This is a genomic window from Paraburkholderia xenovorans LB400, assembly GCF_000013645.1.
Classification (GTDB): domain Bacteria; phylum Pseudomonadota; class Gammaproteobacteria; order Burkholderiales; family Burkholderiaceae; genus Paraburkholderia; species Paraburkholderia xenovorans.
This window is the reverse complement of the sequence record NC_007953.1, coordinates 63,296-82,072: the sequence shown is the minus strand read 5'-3', so window position 1 is coordinate 82,072 and position 18,777 is coordinate 63,296. Positions and strand designations below refer to the sequence as shown.

General features: G+C 64.2%; 16 protein-coding genes. 3 read left to right on the top strand and 13 right to left on the bottom strand.

Going from position 1 to position 18,777, the window contains the following annotated elements; genetic code table 11:
- Nucleotides 1-116 precede the first annotated feature (116 nt).
- Nucleotides 117-1,823, top strand: coding sequence for a hybrid sensor histidine kinase/response regulator (locus BXE_RS37110; RefSeq protein ID WP_011493258.1), 1,707 nt, complete (start codon nt 117-119; stop codon nt 1,821-1,823).
- Nucleotides 1,824-2,443: 620 nt separating this feature from the next.
- Here BXE_RS37110 and BXE_RS37105 read toward each other — a convergent pair.
- The 7 genes from BXE_RS37105 to ehuA form a co-directional block, all read right to left on the bottom strand.
- Nucleotides 2,444-3,169, bottom strand: coding sequence for a sulfite exporter TauE/SafE family protein (locus tag BXE_RS37105; RefSeq protein ID WP_040123797.1), 726 nt, complete (start codon nt 3,167-3,169; stop codon nt 2,444-2,446).
- Between the two features lie 375 nt (nt 3,170-3,544).
- Nucleotides 3,545-4,882 carry an MFS transporter gene (locus tag BXE_RS37100; protein WP_011493256.1) on the bottom strand — a complete coding sequence of 446 codons (1,338 nt, stop codon included), beginning with the start codon at nt 4,880-4,882 and terminating at the stop codon, nt 3,545-3,547.
- A gap of 80 nt (nt 4,883-4,962) precedes the next feature.
- Nucleotides 4,963-5,742, bottom strand: a complete 780-nt coding sequence (eutA, locus tag BXE_RS37095) for an ectoine utilization protein EutA (protein ID WP_011493255.1) — start codon at nt 5,740-5,742, stop codon at nt 4,963-4,965.
- A gap of 3 nt (nt 5,743-5,745) precedes the next feature.
- Nucleotides 5,746-6,405, bottom strand: a complete 660-nt coding sequence (ehuD, locus tag BXE_RS37090; protein WP_011493254.1) for an ectoine/hydroxyectoine ABC transporter permease subunit EhuD — start codon at nt 6,403-6,405, stop codon at nt 5,746-5,748.
- A 4-nt stretch (nt 6,406-6,409) separates the two neighbouring features.
- Nucleotides 6,410-7,069: an ectoine/hydroxyectoine ABC transporter permease subunit EhuC gene (gene ehuC, locus BXE_RS37085; protein WP_011493253.1), complete on the bottom strand. Its 660-nt coding sequence runs from the start codon at nt 7,067-7,069 to the stop codon at nt 6,410-6,412.
- Nucleotides 7,070-7,143: 74 nt separating this feature from the next.
- A complete protein-coding gene (gene ehuB, locus BXE_RS37080; RefSeq protein WP_011493252.1) occupies nt 7,144-7,986 on the bottom strand; it encodes an ectoine/hydroxyectoine ABC transporter substrate-binding protein EhuB in 843 nt (280 codons plus the stop codon).
- Nucleotides 7,987-8,042: 56 nt separating this feature from the next.
- Nucleotides 8,043-8,945, bottom strand: a complete 903-nt coding sequence (gene ehuA / locus BXE_RS37075) for an ectoine/hydroxyectoine ABC transporter ATP-binding protein EhuA (protein ID WP_272942401.1) — start codon at nt 8,943-8,945, stop codon at nt 8,043-8,045.
- Between the two features lie 418 nt (nt 8,946-9,363).
- Between ehuA and doeA the strand changes: the two genes are divergently transcribed.
- Together doeA and BXE_RS37065 are read left to right on the top strand one after the other, a co-directional pair.
- Complete coding sequence (gene doeA, locus BXE_RS37070; RefSeq protein ID WP_011493250.1) at nt 9,364-10,584, top strand: ectoine hydrolase DoeA; 1,221 nt, start codon at nt 9,364-9,366, stop codon at nt 10,582-10,584.
- Between the two features lie 71 nt (nt 10,585-10,655).
- Nucleotides 10,656-11,750, top strand: a complete 1,095-nt coding sequence (locus BXE_RS37065) for an alcohol dehydrogenase family protein (RefSeq protein ID WP_011493249.1) — start codon at nt 10,656-10,658, stop codon at nt 11,748-11,750.
- A 163-nt stretch (nt 11,751-11,913) separates the two neighbouring features.
- On the opposite strand, the gene BXE_RS37060 is transcribed toward BXE_RS37065, so the two are convergent.
- From BXE_RS37060 to eutB, 6 genes are all read right to left on the bottom strand, one after another.
- Nucleotides 11,914-13,311, bottom strand: coding sequence for an aspartate aminotransferase family protein (locus tag BXE_RS37060; protein WP_011493248.1), 1,398 nt, complete (start codon nt 13,309-13,311; stop codon nt 11,914-11,916).
- Nucleotides 13,312-13,351: 40 nt separating this feature from the next.
- Complete coding sequence (locus BXE_RS37055) at nt 13,352-14,875, bottom strand: NAD-dependent succinate-semialdehyde dehydrogenase (protein ID WP_011493247.1); 1,524 nt, start codon at nt 14,873-14,875, stop codon at nt 13,352-13,354.
- 142 nt (nt 14,876-15,017) lie between these two features.
- Nucleotides 15,018-15,509 carry an Lrp/AsnC family transcriptional regulator gene (locus BXE_RS37050; protein WP_011493246.1) on the bottom strand — a complete coding sequence of 164 codons (492 nt, stop codon included), beginning with the start codon at nt 15,507-15,509 and terminating at the stop codon, nt 15,018-15,020.
- A 9-nt stretch (nt 15,510-15,518) separates the two neighbouring features.
- Entirely contained in the window at nt 15,519-16,568 is a 1,050-nt protein-coding gene (gene doeB / locus BXE_RS37045) for a N(2)-acetyl-L-2,4-diaminobutanoate deacetylase DoeB (protein ID WP_011493245.1), read from the bottom strand.
- 108 nt (nt 16,569-16,676) lie between these two features.
- Nucleotides 16,677-17,678 carry a cyclodeaminase gene (locus BXE_RS37040; protein ID WP_011493244.1) on the bottom strand — a complete coding sequence of 334 codons (1,002 nt, stop codon included), beginning with the start codon at nt 17,676-17,678 and terminating at the stop codon, nt 16,677-16,679.
- Nucleotides 17,675-18,709 (bottom strand): hydroxyectoine utilization dehydratase EutB, encoded by a 1,035-nt coding sequence (gene eutB, locus BXE_RS37035; protein WP_011493243.1) that lies wholly within the window; start codon nt 18,707-18,709, stop codon nt 17,675-17,677. The genes BXE_RS37040 and eutB overlap by 4 nt, the downstream gene beginning before the upstream one ends.
- Nucleotides 18,710-18,777 lie beyond the last annotated feature (68 nt).

Below are 18,777 nucleotides of genomic sequence, written 5' to 3'. Positions count from 1 at the left end.
CTCATGCAGGATAGATGCCGGCGCGGCACCCTTCGTTCGCGTCGTGCTGGCCGGCTTCATGCGGCCGCGCCCTTTTCAGCAACTCGCCCGACCCTTTCTCAGCCTGACTCGATGCCATGGAAAGCAATTACCCACCCGCGCAGACGGACGAACTCGCCATGCGTGCTGCCAGGCCGGCAGACCATGCCGCAGAGAACGGCGTATTGCTGAGGATCGCCCGCGCGCAGTTGGGGTCGCGTGAACGGCTCTTACAGGAAATCGCGGACGCCGCACTGCTGCTCTGCGATGCAGGCAGTTCCGGCATCAGTCTCGTCGAAGGCGACGACCAGCATAAGCAGTTTCGCTGGCTGGCGGTGGCGGGCTTGTGCGTCGGCTTGCAGGGCAAGACGACACCCTGGCGCGATTGTCCGTGCGGGGTTGCGTTGGAATCGGCGGCGCCGCAATTATTTGTCCGGCCTCAAGATCACTTTGCCAGCCTGCGGTTTCCCGGCGTGAACATTACCGAAGGACTCGTCGTTCCTATTCCGACCGACAACGGCTTCGTCGGCGCGATATGGGTGATGTCGCACACGCCCGCGCGCCAGTTCGACCGCGAAGACGTGCGCCTGCTGGCAAATCTTGCGGTGTCCGCCGGTGCCGCGCTGACCACGGTCGATGCGCGGGACACCGGCGAGGGAAGCGAGCGCCGGCATAGCGAGTTCATAGCGATGCTTGGGCACGAGTTGCGAAATCCGATGGCGCCGATCGACAGCGCGGTCGGTGCAGCGAAGCAGCTGTGCTCGGACAACGAAAAAGCGGTTGAAGTGCTGACCATTGCGCAGCGGCAGATGAGGCATCTGCGAACCCTCGTCGACGATCTCCTCGACGCCGCGCGGCTCAAACACGGCAAGCTTGCCATCAAGCACAGCAACACCTCACTCAACGAGATCGCGTTCGACGCCGTCACCGCAGTGAGGCATCACATCGAATCGCGGCGGCATTCGCTCAAGGTGACCGGCCTTGACGAGCAGGTTCCGGTTCGGGCCGATCATGTCAGGCTAAGCCAGGTTCTGGGCAACCTGCTGTCCAATGCCGCGAAGTACACGCCGACCGGCGGAACGATCGAGCTCACCGTGAAAGTGGCGGCCGACGAAGAACCGGCGCAGCCAGACCTGGTTGTCATTGAAGTGAAGGACAACGGAATCGGTATCGACAGCTCGGTCCAGCCGCACGTGTTCGAGCTCTTCGCGCAGTCCGCGCGCGGCAATGCGCGGGCCGAGGGCGGATTGGGGATCGGCCTCGCCGTCGCCAAGCGGATGGTGGAACTTCACGACGGGACGATTTCGCTGCAAAGCGATGGAAGTGGCCGGGGCACTTCGGTCACGCTGCGTCTGCCGATACTGCGCTCGCGCGACGACTCGCCGGCAACCGTCGATACCGCACAGCCTCGCGAGCTGCGACCCGTGCGTCTGCTGCTCGTGGACGACAATGCCGACGCATTGCAATCGCTGGGGATGCTGCTTGAACTCGAAGGCCATCAGGTCACGATGTCCGCCAGCGGGCGCGAAGCAGTCCAACTCATCAGGCAGACATTGCCCGAGGTCGCCATCATCGACGTGGGCATGCCTGACATGGACGGCTTCGATGTCGCCACCGCGGTACGGTCCGACAGCCGGCTCGATGACGTCACGCTGGTCGCGTTGACGGGCTACGCCGCGGAGTCCGACAAATCGCGGGCCCTGGCTGCCGGCTTTGACTATCACCTCACGAAACCGCTTTCGCTCGAGAAATTGCAGTACATACTGGCGAACCGGGCCGGCGGCAAACTGGGTGGCATTGTTTGAATCGACGCGCGCGCGTGGGTAGGACTGTCAGACAGCGATCGCCGGGGCGCGGCTAATTGCGCACGCATCCATCGCCCCGCGGACCCGGAACGAAAACCGTGCGACGGTGGCTACCGACGCGTTCCCAATGCGTGCCCACGTCCGCGAGCGCAACCGCCTCTGTTGCGATCCGCAGCCCTGCCCGCACGCTCGCATTGAACACCTGTTGCATCGCATGCCGGACGGGCGGTAAAGGGATACTGCCAATACCGCTGCCCAGCAGGCAGACCGGCGCCGAGCGCAGCACGGCGGCCGGCAGCGGGAGATCGGCACCGCTGGTCGCACCGCTCTGAACAAAACGGAGCGGCTCACCATCAGCCAGCGTCGGATAACCGCCGCCTGGAACAACGGGCAGCGTGGGCGGCCGGACTCCCTGGGCACGACACCGGGGCGATATCTGGCCATCGAGACGCCGGAGAATCACGTTGGCGAATAATTGGGAATACGGCCCACGTGGCCGGGCGCTCCGCAGCAGATCCCGCTATCGGGAAGCTCCACGCCAGGTCACGGCCATTCGTTACGTTCAATAAACCGGCTCCTGCCGGCCGCTCTCGCCTGACGCGTTGCGTACCCGGATCGAACTACTGCCCGGTCGCCGCCCATAACAACGAAACGCCAGACGACAGCATCAGTCCGTCGACCAGCAGTCTGAACGTGGACGGTTTCATCCGGATCACGACAGATCTGGCGAAGAAAGATCCGGTCATCAACGCGGCGCCTGCCGTTAAACCTTTGACAACGACATTGGCCGGAAGCGCTCCGAGTTCTTTGAACGCTGCTATCTTGGTTGCGTAAACCGCCAGCGATCCAGCCGCTTCGGTTGCCAGAAACGCGCCTCGCTCAAGGCCATACGACGTAAAGACCGGCACCGTGATCGGCCCCGTGGAGACGACGATCGCCGTGAGGAATCCCACCGGAGCGCCTATCAATGCGAGATGCCACAGGTTGAATCTGACCGCGCGGCGCGCTAGCCAGCGGCGCGTCGGGATCATGGCAACGAAGAATACGCCGAGCGCGATATCAACGAAATGCGCGGGAAGCGCCAGCAGGGTGTGAACGCCCAACGCGGCTCCCGGCATCGCGGTCGCACAATAAGCACCGCAGGCTTTCCAATCGATCTCGCGCCACCAGGCGAACACCTTGCCGAGATTACCCATGACCGCGCCGATCGCCATGATTGGCACGGCTTGCTGCGGTCCGAAGAACAGCACGAGAACCGGCATGAGCATCATCGACGATCCGGTGCCGACGATTCCGCTTAACATGCCGGCCGCAACTCCGACGAGCAGAACGAGTACGTATCCCATCATGGCGGTTCTTGGAACGTTAAAAACAGCCGGCGCTCGAAGATGGGTCCGCTCATCGTTCGTCCATGCCACCGACGCTTGTAACGGATTGTCGACGATTCAGGAGGCGATGTCGAACGGCTCGTTGCTGTATCGGGTGTATTGACCAGACGCGGTACGAAGCGCAATTTCCGTGGACGCCGCTGATAGACCTCCGGCTTTCCCGATCAGCAACCCTCACGCGATTGCACGGGAGAGCCCTGCTCCTTGCAAATGAGCGCTTCGTCGCCCAGCTGCAGGCCGAAGCCACCTCCGGCACAGCCCTTACTCGATCGCGTCTCTGCACTGCCGGCGGATTGCCGGACAGATCCCCGACCGCCACTGCGCGGAGGCATCCTACTTCTTCCCAGGTATCTCCCGCCCGCGCAACGAGCAGCCCGATGTCTCGGTGACGAAGATCAGCGCCAGCGCGCCGATCACACACGCACCCATCATGTAGTATGCCGGCACCAGTGCATTACCCGTGCGGGCAATGAACCACTCATTCACCATCGGGGCCGTACCGCCGAAGATCGACGTGGAAACGTTGTAGGCAATCGCCATCCCGGCATAACGCACCTGGGTGGGAAACATCGCCGGGAACATCGCCGAGATGCTTGCAAGCTGCGGCACGTACAGCAAGCCCAGCACGGAAAAGCCGATCAGCGCGCCGGCCATGCCATGCTTCATCAGAACGAACATCGGAATGGCCGCAACAAAGAGGCCAATCAGTGAGAACCACCAGACATTCTTGCGGCCGATCCGGTCCGAGAACGTCCCGGCGAAAGGCAGAAACACCATCATCGTCAACATGCCGATCAGCGGGACCAGCAACGACATGTTGTCGCTCATGCCCAGTTGCTTCTGCATGAAAGTAGGCATGTAAGCCAGCAGCACGTAATTGACGACGTTTAACGCCACCACCAGCCCGCCCAGCAGCAGCAGCGGTTTCCAGTATCCGGTCAGCAAGGCTTTTAGCGACACGCGGCCCTGCTGTTCCTTATGGCTCGATTGTTCCAGTTCGATAAAGACAGGCGTGTCCTCCAGTTTCGAACGCAAATAGAAGCCGATCAGGCCGAGCGGCGCGGCAATCAGAAACGGCAGACGCCATCCCCATGCGTGCATGCTGGCGTTGCCCAGCACCACCGAGCAGCCGAGCATCAGAAACGCACCGAGCGAAAACCCCGCGAGGGTCGCGAATTCAAGAAAGCTGCCACAGAAGCCGCGCTTCTTGTCAGGTGCGTATTCGGCCATGAAGGTCGCCGCGCCGCCATACTCTCCGCCGGTCGAAAAACCCTGAATCATCCGCAAGACGATCAACAGCGCAGGCGCCCACCACCCGATGCGCGCGTAGCTCGGCACGAGTCCGACCAGCAGCGTTGCCACCGACATCAGGATGATCGTCAGCGCCAGCACGTGCTTGCGACCCAGGCGGTCACCGAGCGGCCCCCAGAACAATCCGCCAAGCGGACGAACCAGAAACGAAATGGCAAAGGTAGCCAAGGCGAAAAGCGTGGCCTGCGCCGTGCTGCCCGGAAAAAGCGCAGCCGATATATAGGTCAGACCGTATGCATAGATTCCATAGTCGAACCACTCCGTGGCATTGCCCAATGCCGATGCGGCAATCGCGCGCCGCAACAGGCTCGGTGACTGGCGCTGCATCGCCTCCGCGTCCCATGACTGTGCGTAGTCCATTGTTCCTCCTGAATTCGGGCGATGCGCTCTATCCGGAGCCGCATCGATTTAATCATTACCGGTAAGCCGCTCGTAGCAGCTCAGCATACAGCCGGCGGCAACGCAAGCGTCATCAGTCGTCCCAGTGCGGGCCTGGCGTCGCTCTCGCCGCAAAGACGCAAGCACATCCATGCGGTCGCAAGGTTGCTGCTGACCACGGCCTTGCCGATCGACGCCTCGATTCGCGCGACGACCGCGGCCGCTCGCACCGCCGTGCACGAAATAAAGAGCGCGTCGGACTCCTCCGCCATCGCGGCGCGCGCGAACGCGACGATATCGTCGTGCGAGATGCGCGCCATCTCGCGATCGTCGGTCAGGCCGATGCACGTGAACCGGTCGATGATGAAACCTTGCGCGGCAAAGTACTCCGCCATCGGCTGGCTGGTTTCGACGGTGTATGGCGTGAGCACGCTGATGCGCCGCGCGCCGAGCGCGTTCAGCGCGGCCGCTGCGGCGGCCGTCGGCGTGACGACTCGCGCCTGCGGTTTGGCCGCATGAATGGCCTGCTCGATTTCGGCGTCGCCGATCATGACGGACGCCGACGTGCAGGAATACATCACCACGTCGAGCGTTTCGCCTGGCAGGATCAGCGCGGCGCCGGCCGTCAGCGAAGGCTGCATCGCGCGCAGATTGTCCGGCGTCACCGGGTTCGCATACGGCACGCGATTCACGTAAATGCCGATACGCTCACCCGCTACGAGCGCCGCGAAGTCCGGTTCGGTGGTGTGATCGGTTGCGAGGATCACGAGGCCGATGCGCTTGTCGAACGCGCGTTCGTCAAGATGCGGCGGCCGGGCTGACGGCTGGATGGTGGTCGGCATCGCTCAATGTCCGAGAGGAGGAAAACGTCTTTCCAGCAGTCTCACGCCGAACACCGCGATCAGACTGATACACAGAAACAGCACGCCGACCAGCGTCATGGGTTCGAGGTAGCGGTAATCCGTGTTCGCAACGATTTTTGCCTCGTTCATCAGTTCGAGCACGGTGATCGCGGACAATAGCGGCGTCTCCTTGAACATCGAAATCAGATAGTTCGCGAGCGCGGGCAGCATCGGCGGAACCGCTTCGGGCAGGATGACGTGCTGCCAGCTCTGCGCCGGGCTCAGGTTGCACGCCTTGGCGGCTTCCCATTGCCCGCGCGGCACGTTTTCGATACCGGCCCGGTAGACTTCCGCCGCATAGGTCGCGTAGTGCACGCCGAGCGCGAGCACGCCAGCCGCCAGCGCGGGCATGCGCACGCCGATGTCAGGCAGCACGTAGAACACCAGATACAGTTGCACGAGCAACGGCGTACCCCGAATGACGCTCACCACCGCCGTCGTGATGCTCGCCACCGCGCGATTCGGCGACAGGCGCAAAATCGCGAACACCATGCCGACCACGGCCGCCACGATTGCACCGAGCAAGGTTGCAAGCACGGTGATCTTCAGGCCTTGCAGCAAGATCGGCAGAATCTCGCGCGCGAAGCTCCAGTCCCATTCCATGCGGTTATCTCCTCATCCTGTCGAGACCGAAGCTCATCCGGCGCTCGAGCTTGCGCACGCCGAGCGCGATCAGGCAAGCCATCGCGAAGTACAGCGCGAGAATCGTCGCGAACGGTATCAACGTATTGCCGGTTTGCGAACGTACGACCTGCGCCTGGAACGTCATGTCCCCCAGCGAGATCAGCGACACGACGGCGGTTCCCTTGAGCAGCTCGATCGCGTTGTTGCCGAAGGTCGGCAGCATCAGCGGCAACGCTTGCGGCAGGATCACGTGGCGCATGCGCTGATAACTGGACAGATTCAACGCGACGCATGCGCTCCTTTGCTCCTGGCCGACCGCGACGACCGCGCCGCGCACCACCTCCGCGCCGTACGCGCCGACGTTCAGGCCGAGTGCGAGCACACCGGCCTGCAACGGCGTGAGCGTAAGCCCGACCATCGGCAAGACGAAATACGCCCAGAACAACTGGACGAATACCGAGGTGCCGCGAAAGAACTCGATATACGACGTGGCTAGCGCGCGCACGGCGGTGAACCGGGACAACCGTCCGAGCCCGGCCACGAACGCCATCACGAGCGCAAGCGCCGCTCCCATCACCGTGAGTTCGACGGTTGTCTGCGCGCCCTTCAGAATCAGCAGCAGATAACCGGACCAGTCGTTCATAGACGCACCTCGTGGGCTGCTGGCCGGCTGCTTGACGTGCTACCGCACAACGCGTCAAACAGCCTCGCCTGAATTCAGTTCGTCGCGGCGCACAGCTTGTCGCGACTCGTGGATATCGCCGCCTTCGCCGAGAATCCGTACGGCTCGACGATCTTCGCGAACTCGCCCGACTCCTTCATCTTCTTCAGCTCGACGTCGAACGCATCGCGCAGCGCGGTGTCCTGCTTGCGGAACGCAACGCCGTCGCATTGCACGGGCGTGCCCTGCACCGGCGCGATCGATTCCAGATTGGCGTCCTTCGCTTTCGCGAGCAGATCGCTGATCGACAGCAGGGGCAGCGCAAACGCGTCGATGCGGCCGTCCTGCAGCATTTTCAAGCCACTCTGGCCGTCCGGCACGATCACGACCCGCTCGGCCGGAATCTGCGCGGCGGTCGCGAGTTTCTGTTCGGTGGTGCCGCCTTCCACGCCGATCACGGCCTTGGGATCTTTCGCGATTTCCTCGTAAGTCTTGATGCTTCGGGTATTGCCCTTCTTGACGGCAAAGGCCTCCACCGCGCACAGCACCGGCTGGGAATAGGCAACGGCGGCGCAGCGCTGCGGCGTCATGAAGAGGCCCGCGGCGATCGCGTCATGCCGTCCCACCGCGAGGCCGGGAATCATCGCGCCATATTCGGAGATCGACGCCACGATATCGTTGACGCCGAGCTTCCTGAAGACCGCCCGCGCGACGTCGGGCGCGGCGCCTGTCACCTTGCCGTCGGCGCCGACCGCCGTGAACGGCGGTTCGTTGGCAATCGCGATGCGCGCGAAGCCCTGCTCCCTGAGCTGGGCCAGCTTGTCCTGCGCGACGGCCGCAAGGCTGGTCAAGCTCAGCAGCGACAGCGTCCCCGTGATCAGAATCCCCTTCAATTTCATGATTTTCTGGCTCCTAAAGCGTGGTGATGTGCAACGGCATGGGTGGCGTGGAGGGTTCAAAGCCGGTGACCTGCGGCGATGATCTTGCGCAGGAACGCCTGGGTGCGCTCATGCTCGGGATGGCTAAAGATGTCTTCGGGCTTGCCTTCCTCCACGATCCTGCCGCGGTCGAAAAACAGCACGCGGTCGGCGAAATCGTGGGCGAAGCCCATTTCATGCGTGACGAGCAGCATCGTCATATCGGTTTCCCTGGCAAGCCGGTGCATCACGTTCAGCACTTCTTCGACGAGCTCCGGGTCGAGCGCCGACGTCACTTCGTCGAAAAGCATGATCCGGGGTGCGAGAGCCAGCGCGCGGGCAATCGCGACACGCTGTTTCTGCCCGCCGGACAGTTGCGCCGGCCGGCTCTTCGCCTTGTCGGCCATGCCGACCATGTCGAGTAGCTCCAGCGCGCGCTTTTCCGCCGTTTCGCGGCTCTCGCCTTTGGTCAGGATCGGCGCGAGCGTGACGTTGTCGAGCACGCTCTTGTGCGGAAACAGGTTGAAGTGCTGGAACACCATGCCGACCTTTCCACGCATCATCTGCAGATGCCGCTCGTTGGCGGGCACCGTGCGGCCGCCCTGCTGCATGTGAAACAGCTGCTCGCCATCTATTTCGACATGACCGCCATCGATCGATTCGAGCGTCATCAGAATGCGCAGGATGGTGGTCTTGCCCGACCCCGAGGGACCGATCAGCGCGAGCTTCTCGCCCGGCATGACGTCGAGCGAGAGTTCGTCGAGCACGGTCAACGGGCCGTAGCGCTTCGTGATGCGGTCGATCCTGATCAACGGTTTAATCATCGGGGCCTCGGCGCGTGGCCCGGCAGTAGTACCCGACGCCGCTGGCGGCTCCGGCGGCAGGGTCGCCGGGGCGATATCTGAAACGCTCAGCATGTCGGTGACTCGCGCGGTTTTCATCTCGATTCGGATCCCGTTCGCCATACTTGGGGCTTGATTGAATGCGGTGTGGCCGTATCGGCCGGGCACTTATGCAAATCAGGATACAAAGCCATATTTGCGATCCGATTGCTCTAGAACAATTCTTCTTTCCTGCCCAAAGCCGGGCCGCGCGATGCCGCACTATGGTGCCTTTCCGCACCAGGCCAGCCTGTGGACCAGGGTCAACACCTATCCGCGCAGCCGTGACGCGAGCTGCAGCCACGTACGGTCACGCGGCTTCCCGTCCCCGCTTCAGGTCCGCAACGAAGATTGAACTAGCACATTAAAAGCCGCTTTTTCGCCGCATTAGACTGCGGCCAGAAACGCCCACAGGCGCCCCATCGCGTACATGAGGCGCCACTTTCCGCAACGACGTCACGCTCAGAGAGAGGGGAAGATGTCAGATACAACGCAAGTGGAGCCGCGCACCGCGGCGCCGACGTTACGCCTGCCGTTCGAACGCGCCGAATACGCCGCGCGTATCGCCAAAACGCGCAAGGCGATGCAGGCTGCAGGAATCGAACTGCTGATCGTGTCCGATCCGTCCAACATGGGGTGGCTCACCGGTTACGACGGCTGGTCGTTCTACGTGCACCAGTGCGTACTGCTCGCGCTCGACGGCGAACCGGTGTGGTTCGGCCGGGGCCAGGACGCCAACGGCGCGAAGCGCACGGTGTTCATGCAGCACGATCACATCGTCGGCTATCCGGATCATTACGTGCAGTCCGCCGTGCGTCACCCGATGGACTATCTTGCCCGCGAAGTGATCGAGGCGCGCGGTTGGGGCAGCTTGAGCATCGGCGTCGAAATGGATAACTACTATTTCAGCGCCGCGGCCTATCGCTCGCTCGTCGCTCAATTGCCCAACGCGAAATGGCACGACGCCACGGCGCTCGTGAACTGGCAGCGCGCCGTCAAATCGCCGCGCGAGATCGAATATATGCGCGTGGCCGCACGTATCGTCGAACGGATGCATGCGCATATCGTCGAGCGGATCGAGCCCGGCATGCGCAAGAACGATCTGGTCGCCGGGATTTACGCGACCGGCATTAGCGGCGTGGACGGTTACGGCGGCGATTACCCGGCGATCGTGCCGCTGTTGCCGACCGGCGCCGATGCCGCCGCGCCGCATCTGACGTGGGACGACACGCCGTTTGCAAAAGACGCCGGCACGTTCTTCGAAATCGCCGGCTGCTTCAAGCGTTATCACTGCCCGCAGTCGCGCACCGTGTACCTCGGCCAACCGCCGAAGCATTTCATCGACGGCGAGCGTGCCGTGGTGGAAGGCATCGAGGCCGGTCTGGCCGCGGCGAAGCCGGGCAACACGTGCGAGGACATCGCCAACGCGTTTTTTGCAATGCTGCATAAATACGGCATCGAGAAAAACAGCCGCTGCGGCTATCCGATCGGCGCGAGCTATCCGCCGGATTGGGGCGAACGCACGATGAGCCTGCGCCCGGGCGACAAAACCGTCCTCGAACCCGGCATGACGTTCCACTTCATGCCGGGCCTGTGGCTCGACGACTGGGGCCTCGAAATCACCGAAAGCATCCTGATCACCGAAAACGGCGTCGAGACGTTCTGCAACACGCCGCGCAAGCTGTTCATCAAGCCATAAGGCCGTCACCTCTGGGTATCCCCGTGGCGCGGCGCTCGCGCGTCCCGCCAGGGGACCGCAAAAGGAGAAACATGCTTCCGGAAACCATGAAGGCCGTCGTGCTGACCGCGCACGGCGGCCTCGATAAACTCGTCTATCGCGACGACGTGCCAGTTCCCGTCTGCCGGGCGGGCGAGGTGCTGCTCGACGTCACCGCATGCGGGCTGAACAATACCGACGTATGGGTCCGCGAGGGCGCCTATGGCACGGACGACGACCCGCAAGCCGTGTCCACCTGGCGGCGCGGCCGCTCGACCTTGTCGTTCCCGCGCATCCAGGGCGCGGACATCGTGGGGCGCGTGATCGCGGTCGGCCACGGCGTCAGCGACGCGCGCGTCGGCGAGCGGGTGATCGTCGATGCGTCGATCTATAACCGCGACGACGACAGCCTTGCCGATATCGACTACATCGGCCACGGCCGCGACGGCGGTTACGCCGAATACACGGCAGTGCCCGCGCAAAGCGCGCATCGGATCGACTCGGCCTGCTCCGATGCCGAACTCGCGACTTTCTGGTGCGCATATCACACCGGCGAACAGATGATCGAGCGCGCCGCCGTCAAAAGCGGCGAAACGGTGCTGATCACCGGTGCTTCCGGCGGCGTCGGCTCGGCCATCGTTCAATTGTGCCGGGCACGCGGCGCGGTGCCTTACGCGGTGGTCAGCAAGGGGAAGGAAGAGGCGGTGCGCGAGCTCGGCGCGCAAGGCGTGATGCTGCGCGACAGCGAGGATTTCGCCGCGGCGGTCGAACGGATGACCGGCGGCCGGCCGGTCGATGTGGTGGCGGATCTCGTCGGCGGCGCGCTGTTCGGCAAGCTGCTGAACGTGTTGCGGCCCGAGGGCCGTTACACGACCGCGGGCGCGATTGCCGGACCGGTGGTTCAGCTGGACCTGCGCACCATGTACCTGAAGCAGTTGCAGCTGAACGGGTCGTCGCAAGGCACGCGCGGCGCGTTCAAACGGGTGCTGGATTACATTCAGGCCGGCACCATCAGGCCGGTTCTCGCCGCCACCTATCCCTTGTCGAAGTTTCATGAAGCGCAAACGCAATTCATGGCGAAGCGCTTCGTGGGCAATATCGTCGTGGTTCCGGATCGGCACTATAACGGAACGGCGGACCGGACCTGACTGGCGCGCAGGAATGAATCGCAGCCGGAGCGGCGCATATACGCGGCTCCGGCTGCGCTCCCGGCGATTGCCGCGCATACGGTCGAGCGGCGCGCTGGTGGGTGCCGCAACTTGCGGCGACTTTGCGGCGACTCGTCGCGGCATCCCCCAGCGCATCGGCGCATCAGGCAGAAGCCGCCGGCGACAATACCGCGGAAGCAACTTCGTCCACCGCCTCGCGCGCCAGCTTCACGATCTCGTCGACCTCGCTGCGCGACGTGATCAACGGTGGCGCGAAGCCGAGAATGTCGCCATGCGGCATCGCGCGCGCGATCAAGCCGCGCTGCAACGCGGCAGCCGAGACGCGCGGACCGACCTTCAACGCTGCATCGAACGGTTGACGGCCGTCTTTGTCCGCCATGAATTCGAGCGCGGCCAGCATGCCCGCGCCACGCACTTCGCCGACCAGCGGATGCGAGTCGAATGCCGCGTGAAGTTGCTCGAGCAGATACGCACCGGTTTGCGCCGCATTCTGCGTCAGATTCTCGCGTTCGAGAATATCGAGGTTCGCGAGCGCCGCCGCGGCGCAGATCGGGTGACCGGAATAAGTCCAGCCGTGACCCATCGCGCCGAATTCCTGCGACGCCTTGTCGATCACATCCCACACACCCTCGCTGACGATCACGCCCGAGAGCGGCGCGTACGCGCTCGTCAAACCTTTCGCCACGGTAATCAGATCCGGCGCGATGCCATAGTGCTGCGCACCCATCTTCGAGCCGAGCCGGCCGAAGCCGCACACCACTTCATCGCAGATCAGCAGGATGTCGTGCTTCTTCAGCACCTGCTGGATGGCCGGCCAGTAACCGGCCGGCGGCGGCAGGATGCCGCCGGTGCCCATCACCGGTTCGGCGATGAAGGCGGCGATCGTATCGGCGCCTTCCTGCGCGATCAGCTTTTCCAGTTCCTCGACGCAGTACGCAACGAATTGCGCCTCGTTCATACCGGCAGGCGCGTGCCGGTACCAATGCGGACACACGGTATGCTTGACGCGCCCGATCGGCAGATCGAAGTATTGATGAAAACTCGCCAGGCCGGTCAGACTGCCGGTGACGATCCCCGAGCCGTGATAGCCGCGCTGCCGCGAAATGATCTTCTTCTTGTCCGGACGGCCTTTCACGTTGTTGTAGTACCAGACGAGCTTGATCTGCGTTTCGTTGGCATCCGAACCGGACATGCCGTAGTACACCTTCTTCATGCCCTGCGGCGCCCATTCGATGATGCGCGACGACAGTTCGATAATCGTATCCGTCGAGTGGCCCACATACGTGTGATAGTAGGCCAGCTTCTTCGCCTGCTCGTAGATCGCTTCGGCGACCTCGGTGCGGCCGTAGCCGATATTCACACAGTACAGACCGGCGAACGCGTCGATATACGACTTGCCCTGATGGTCTTCGATGCGGATGCCTTGCGCGCCGGTCACGATGCGTCCGGGCAGCGCGCCGCTCGCATGGTCGTGAGCGTGCGTCGACGGATGCATGAAGTGCGCGCGGTCGGCGTCGAAGAGTTGGTCGAGTTGGGTCATGGGAAGCTCCTTCGTGTGATCGATCAATGAGTTGTACGGATCAGGCCGTGGCGGCGGCGCCGGTTGCAGCAGCCAGGCGGTGAGCGGGGAGGCTCTCCGTTACCGGCAATCCGAGTTGGCCGAGGCAGAAATAGCGGGTTTCGACAAACGGCTCGAAGCCCTCGGCCCCGCCTTCGCGGCCGAGGCCCGACGATTTGATGCCGCCGAATGGAATCGGCGCTCCAGTGAACTTCGCGCCGTTCACCGACACCATCGCGAAGTCCAGACGGCGGATCAGTTGAAACACCGTGTTGAGGTCCCGCGCGCAGACATAAGCGGCGAGGCCATATTCGGTATCGTTCGCGCGTTCGACGACCTCATCGAGCGAATCGAAAGGCGACACCGCGGAGATCGGCGCGAAATTTTCCTCGTCGTAGATGCGCATGCCGGGCGCGGCGTCCGCGACCACGGTCGGCTCGAAGAACCAGCCGCCGCGTTCGTGCGCGCCGCCGCCGGCGGTAATGCGCGCGCCCCTGGCCTTCGCGTCCGCGACGCGTTGCGCCGTGCTGTCGAACGCGGCTTGATGCATCAACGGGCCGACGTCCACGTTCGCTTCGAACGCAGCGCCGACTTTCAGCGCCTTGACGGCGTCGCTGTATTGGGCGACGAACGCTTCGTACAGCGGCCGCGCGACGAAAATGCGATTCGCCGCGCAACAATCCTGCCCCGAGGTCTGAAACTTCGCCGCGACCGCCACGCGCACGGCCTGGTCGAGGTCGGCGTCGCCCGTCACGATGAATGGCGCGTTGCCGCCGAGTTCCAGCGCCGTCTTCTTGATACCGGCGCGCGCCGCCGCCTGCATGACCAGCGCGCCGACGCGCGTGGAGCCGGTGAAGCTCACCGAACGCACCCGGCTGTCGCCGACCAGTCTTTCCATCGCCATTTGCGGCTCGCCGAGCACGACGTTGAACACGCCGGCGGGAAAGCCCGCCTCTTCCGCCAGTTGCGCGAGCGCGAGCGCGGAAAACGGCGTTTCGTGCGCGGGCTTCACCACCACCGTGCAACCGGCGGCGAGCGCGGCGGCCGCTTTGCGCGTGATCATCGCGCAAGGAAAATTCCACGGGGTGATCAGCGCCGCGACGCCAACCGGCTCGATCATCGTGCCGAGATGCGCGCCGTCGATATGCGTCGGAATCGTCCGGCCGTTCAAACGACGCACCTCGTGCGCGAACCATTCGACGAAACTCGCGCCGTAGGCGATCTCGCCGCGCGCTTCGGCGAGCGGCTTGCCCTGTTCGAGCGACAGAATCGCGGCCAGATCATGCTGATGGCGCAGGATCAACTCGTGCCAGCGCAACAGCAGCGCCGAACGCTGGCTGACCGGCAGCCAGCGCCACGTGGAAAACGCGCGCTGCGCGGCGCCGACGGCTTCGGTGATCTGCGCGGCGTCGAGCATCGGCACATGGCCAAGCACCTGCTGATCGGCGGGATTGTGCACGGCGACGCTCGCCGCGCTCGCGCTGTGCACCCAGCGTCCATCGACGTAGCACAACGATTTGAAGAGAACCGGATGACCCAGCAACATGACCGCCTCCTGTATGCGATGTATGTCTGTCACTGTACGTGCCGCGGCGCTGCGATTTTTTTGTTGACGCGTCGCAAAGCAGGGGTTTTTTCTGGAATTCGCCGCGACGCGCGGCAATTTTCCGGCCTGAGCGACGAATGCTTCAACCGCCGTCGGCGATGTGTTCCTCCGCCCAGTCCGGCAAACCTTCCGCACCGCTCTTCACCACCTTCGTAACCACATAGGTAAAGTACTTTTCGATCCCCAGTTCGTCGGTCAGCAGCGAATCGATAAACCGCTGATAGTGGTCGATGTCGCGCGACATCACGTGCATCACATAGTCGACCCCGCCGCCGGTTGCATGGCATTGCACGACCTGCGGGGCGGCGGCAATGCGCTCCTCGAAGCGCCGCATGTCATGCGCGGTATGACGCGCCAGCGTGACTTCGACCACCACGCGGCTGCCCTTGAAGGCGCCCACCCAGTCGATATCGGCGCGATAACCGCGAATCACGCCGGCCTCTTCGAGGCGCTTGACGCGCTCCCACGCCGGCGATATCGACAGATTGATCTCCTCGGCCAGGCGCGACTTGGTCATGCGTCCGTCGCGAGCGAGGATGCGCAGGATCGCCAGATCGTAGCGGTCGAGTTTCATCGGGCGGTCTCAGAGGGTCACCGGTATGCCGCGTTCGACGACCTCGGCCACCACCGCCACCGTATCGCCGATCCGCACGAGGCCCGGGAAATGCCGCGCCGCGAGCATGCCGCCGCGGCGCGCGCGATATTCGACGGGCGCGACGCCGCTGCGCGAAGCGTCGTAAATTCGCGCGATAACTTCGCCGCTCTCGACCATTTCGCCGAGGTCCTTGCACAACTCCAGCAGACCATCGTGCTCGCTGGTCGTGAAGCAGGTGCCGTCGGGCATGTCGAGCAGCGTCGTGGTGCGCGGCGCGCCGCGCCCGCTTTCACGACCGGCCTCGTGCGCAGCGGCGGCCTGGCCGAGGATGCCCGCATGCCGCAGGAAACCGCGCACGCCGCGCTCCGCCACCGCCACGCTTTGCACCGTCGCCGTGCCGCCGCCGCCGAGTTCCGTCGACACGAACACCTTGCCCGCTTCCTCGACCGCCGTGTCGTACAGTCCCACGCTATCGAGTTCGAGCATCCGCATCGAATACGGCGCGCCGAAGGCGCGCATCGCCGCTTCGCAGCGGGCCTGCTGGCCGGCGTCCGGCAACAGGTGAATCGCGGCGAACGGCACGAAGTCGAGGGTGCGGCCGCCGGCGTGCAGATCGAGCACGTAATCGGCAAGCGGCAGCAGATAGCGCTGAAAATAATCGGCGATTTTCTCGGTGACCGTGCCGTCCGGCTTGCCGGGAAAGCTGCGGTTCAGATTGCCGCGATCGATCGGCGAGGTGCGGCTGCCCGCGCGGAACGCGGGGTAATTCATGAACGGCACGATGATCACGCGCCCTCTCACGTCTTGCGCCTTCAACGACCCGGCCAGCTTCGCCAACGCAATCGGGCCTTCATATTCGTCGCCGTGATTGCCGCCGGTAAGAAGCGCCGTGGGTCCTTCGCCGTTGCGCAGCACGGTGACCGGAATCATCTCCGCGCCCCACGCGGAGGTGTCGTGAGAATGTGGCAGCTTCAGAAAGCCGTGTTGTTCGCCGTCGGCGTTGAAATCGACCGTCGGCTGAATAGGTGATGCGCGCATCTGCACTGCTCCTTCACGAACCGCTTGCGCGGCGTTTTACATGACGCTTCGGCCCGGACGCACGCTCGCGTCCCGCTGCAGTCGCGTCGCTCCAACCAGCTTCGCTGTTCAGCGTTTCACGTCATTGCGGAAAATCGTGCCGGCACCCGCGGCACGCGCCCGCTGCAATGCGAGCGCCGCAATCGCGGTGTCCTGCGCACCGGTTCCGGTCAGATCGCAGATCGTCACGTCGGCTTCGTCGGCGCGGCCGACGGCCTGGCGCGCAATCACCTGGCCCAGCTCCGTTATCGCGGCGTCCGCGCGCACCGCACCGGCATTCAGCGCGTGATGCAGTTCGCCCAGCACGCGCGTCTGCTGCGCGCGGTCGCATATGTAGCGCGCCGCCGCCAATGCCGCCGGCGCGATTTCGTTCTTGTGCTCCGTGTCCGAACCCATCGCCGTGATGTGCAGACCGGGATGCAGGTCGGCGGCCTCGATCAGCGGCGAACGGCTTGGCGTGGCGGTGATCGCGACATCCGCGTCGGCCAGCGCATGCTGGACGTCGCGCGCGGCATCGCATTGCACGCCGAGAGAGACACTCATCTCCTGTGCGAAACGCCGCGCACTGGCAGCGTCGCGCGCCCACACGCGCACGTGCTCGATGCGCCGCACCAGCGTCAGCGCCTGCAATTGCAGGCGTGCCTGCTCGCCCGCGCCCAGCACCGCGACTCGCGGCGTGTGCGGCTTCGCCAGCCAACGCGCCGCGACCGCGCCGGCGGCCGCGGTGCGCACCGCGGTCAGATAACCGTTGTCGAGCAGCACTGCTTCGGTCAGGCCGGTCCTGGCCGACAACACCAGCATCAAGCCGTTCAGGCTCGGCAAGCCGAGCGACGGATTGCCGAAGAAGCCGGGGCTGACCTTGATCGCGAGGCTGTCAAAGCGTGGCAGCCACGCGGTCTTGACGTCGATTTCGCCGTTGTGCTCAGGCAGATCGAGACGCAGGATCGGCGGCATCGCGACGGCTTCGGTCGCGAGCGCGAGAAAAGCCGCTTCCACCTGATCGATCGCGGCAAGATCGAGCGGCACGAGCGCGCGGAGTTCGGTTTCACCGAGGAGCGTGATGGAAGTCATGAGATGGGATGTAAACCGGATTGCGTCGAGTCGGGTTGCATGGAATCCGCATCGACGATCCGCCGATGCAGGTCCATATCGATGTTGGCGCCGGTCACGATGAGCACGAGCGGCCCGCGCCCGATACGTCCGGCGGGCAGCACGCCATCGAGCAACGCGGCAATGCCCACCGCCGCCGCGCCTTCCACGACGAGCCGTTCATGCCGGTACGCATGCGCGATGCCGCGCGCGATCGAGGCCTCATCGAGCAGCACGGTCTGGTCGATCAGATCGCGCGTGAGCGCATACGTGTAGCGGTTTTCCAGCCCGATGCCGCCGCCGAGCGAATCGGCGAGCGTTGCCACTTCTTCGACCAGCACCGGCTGGCCGGCCACCAGACTGGCATGCATCGCCGCACCGCGCGCCATCGTCACGCCGGTCAGGCCGATCGCGCGATTCGCGCTTCTGGCGGCGAACGCGACGCCCGCGAACAGGCCGCCGCCCGATAGCGGCACGACGATGTTGGCTACATCCGGCAACGCCTCGACGATTTCCAGACCGATCGTCGCCTGACCGGCGATCACATGGGGATCGTCGAACGGCGGAACATAAGCGAAGCCTTCTTCGCGTACCAGTCTCAACGCATCGTGCTCGGCCTCGTCCTGGCTTTTGCCGACAATCCGCACGTGCGCGCCGAGCGCGCGCACCGCGTCGACCTTATTGGCCGGCACGAGCGCCGACATGCAGACCGTCGCGTCGATACCGAGCGTGCGGGCCGCATGCGCAACCGCGCGCCCGTGATTGCCCGTCGACGCGGTCACGACTTTCCGGCAGCCCTGTTCGGCGAGATGACCGAGCGCGTTTGTCGCGCCGCGCACCTTGAAGCTGCCAGTCGGCTGCACGGTTTCGAGTTTGAGAAACACCGGCACGCCCGCGAGCGCCGACAGGCTCTGCGATTCGACGAGCGGCGCATGGCGCACACGCCCCTCGATACGGCGGCGTGCGCGGTAGACATCGGCTAACGATAGATCGGCCAGCGAAGGAACGGACATGAACTCGGCTCTGCTCGAAAAGGTTCGATTCCGATGCTGCCGCCCCTGCCTGTTCGCCCGACAAACGC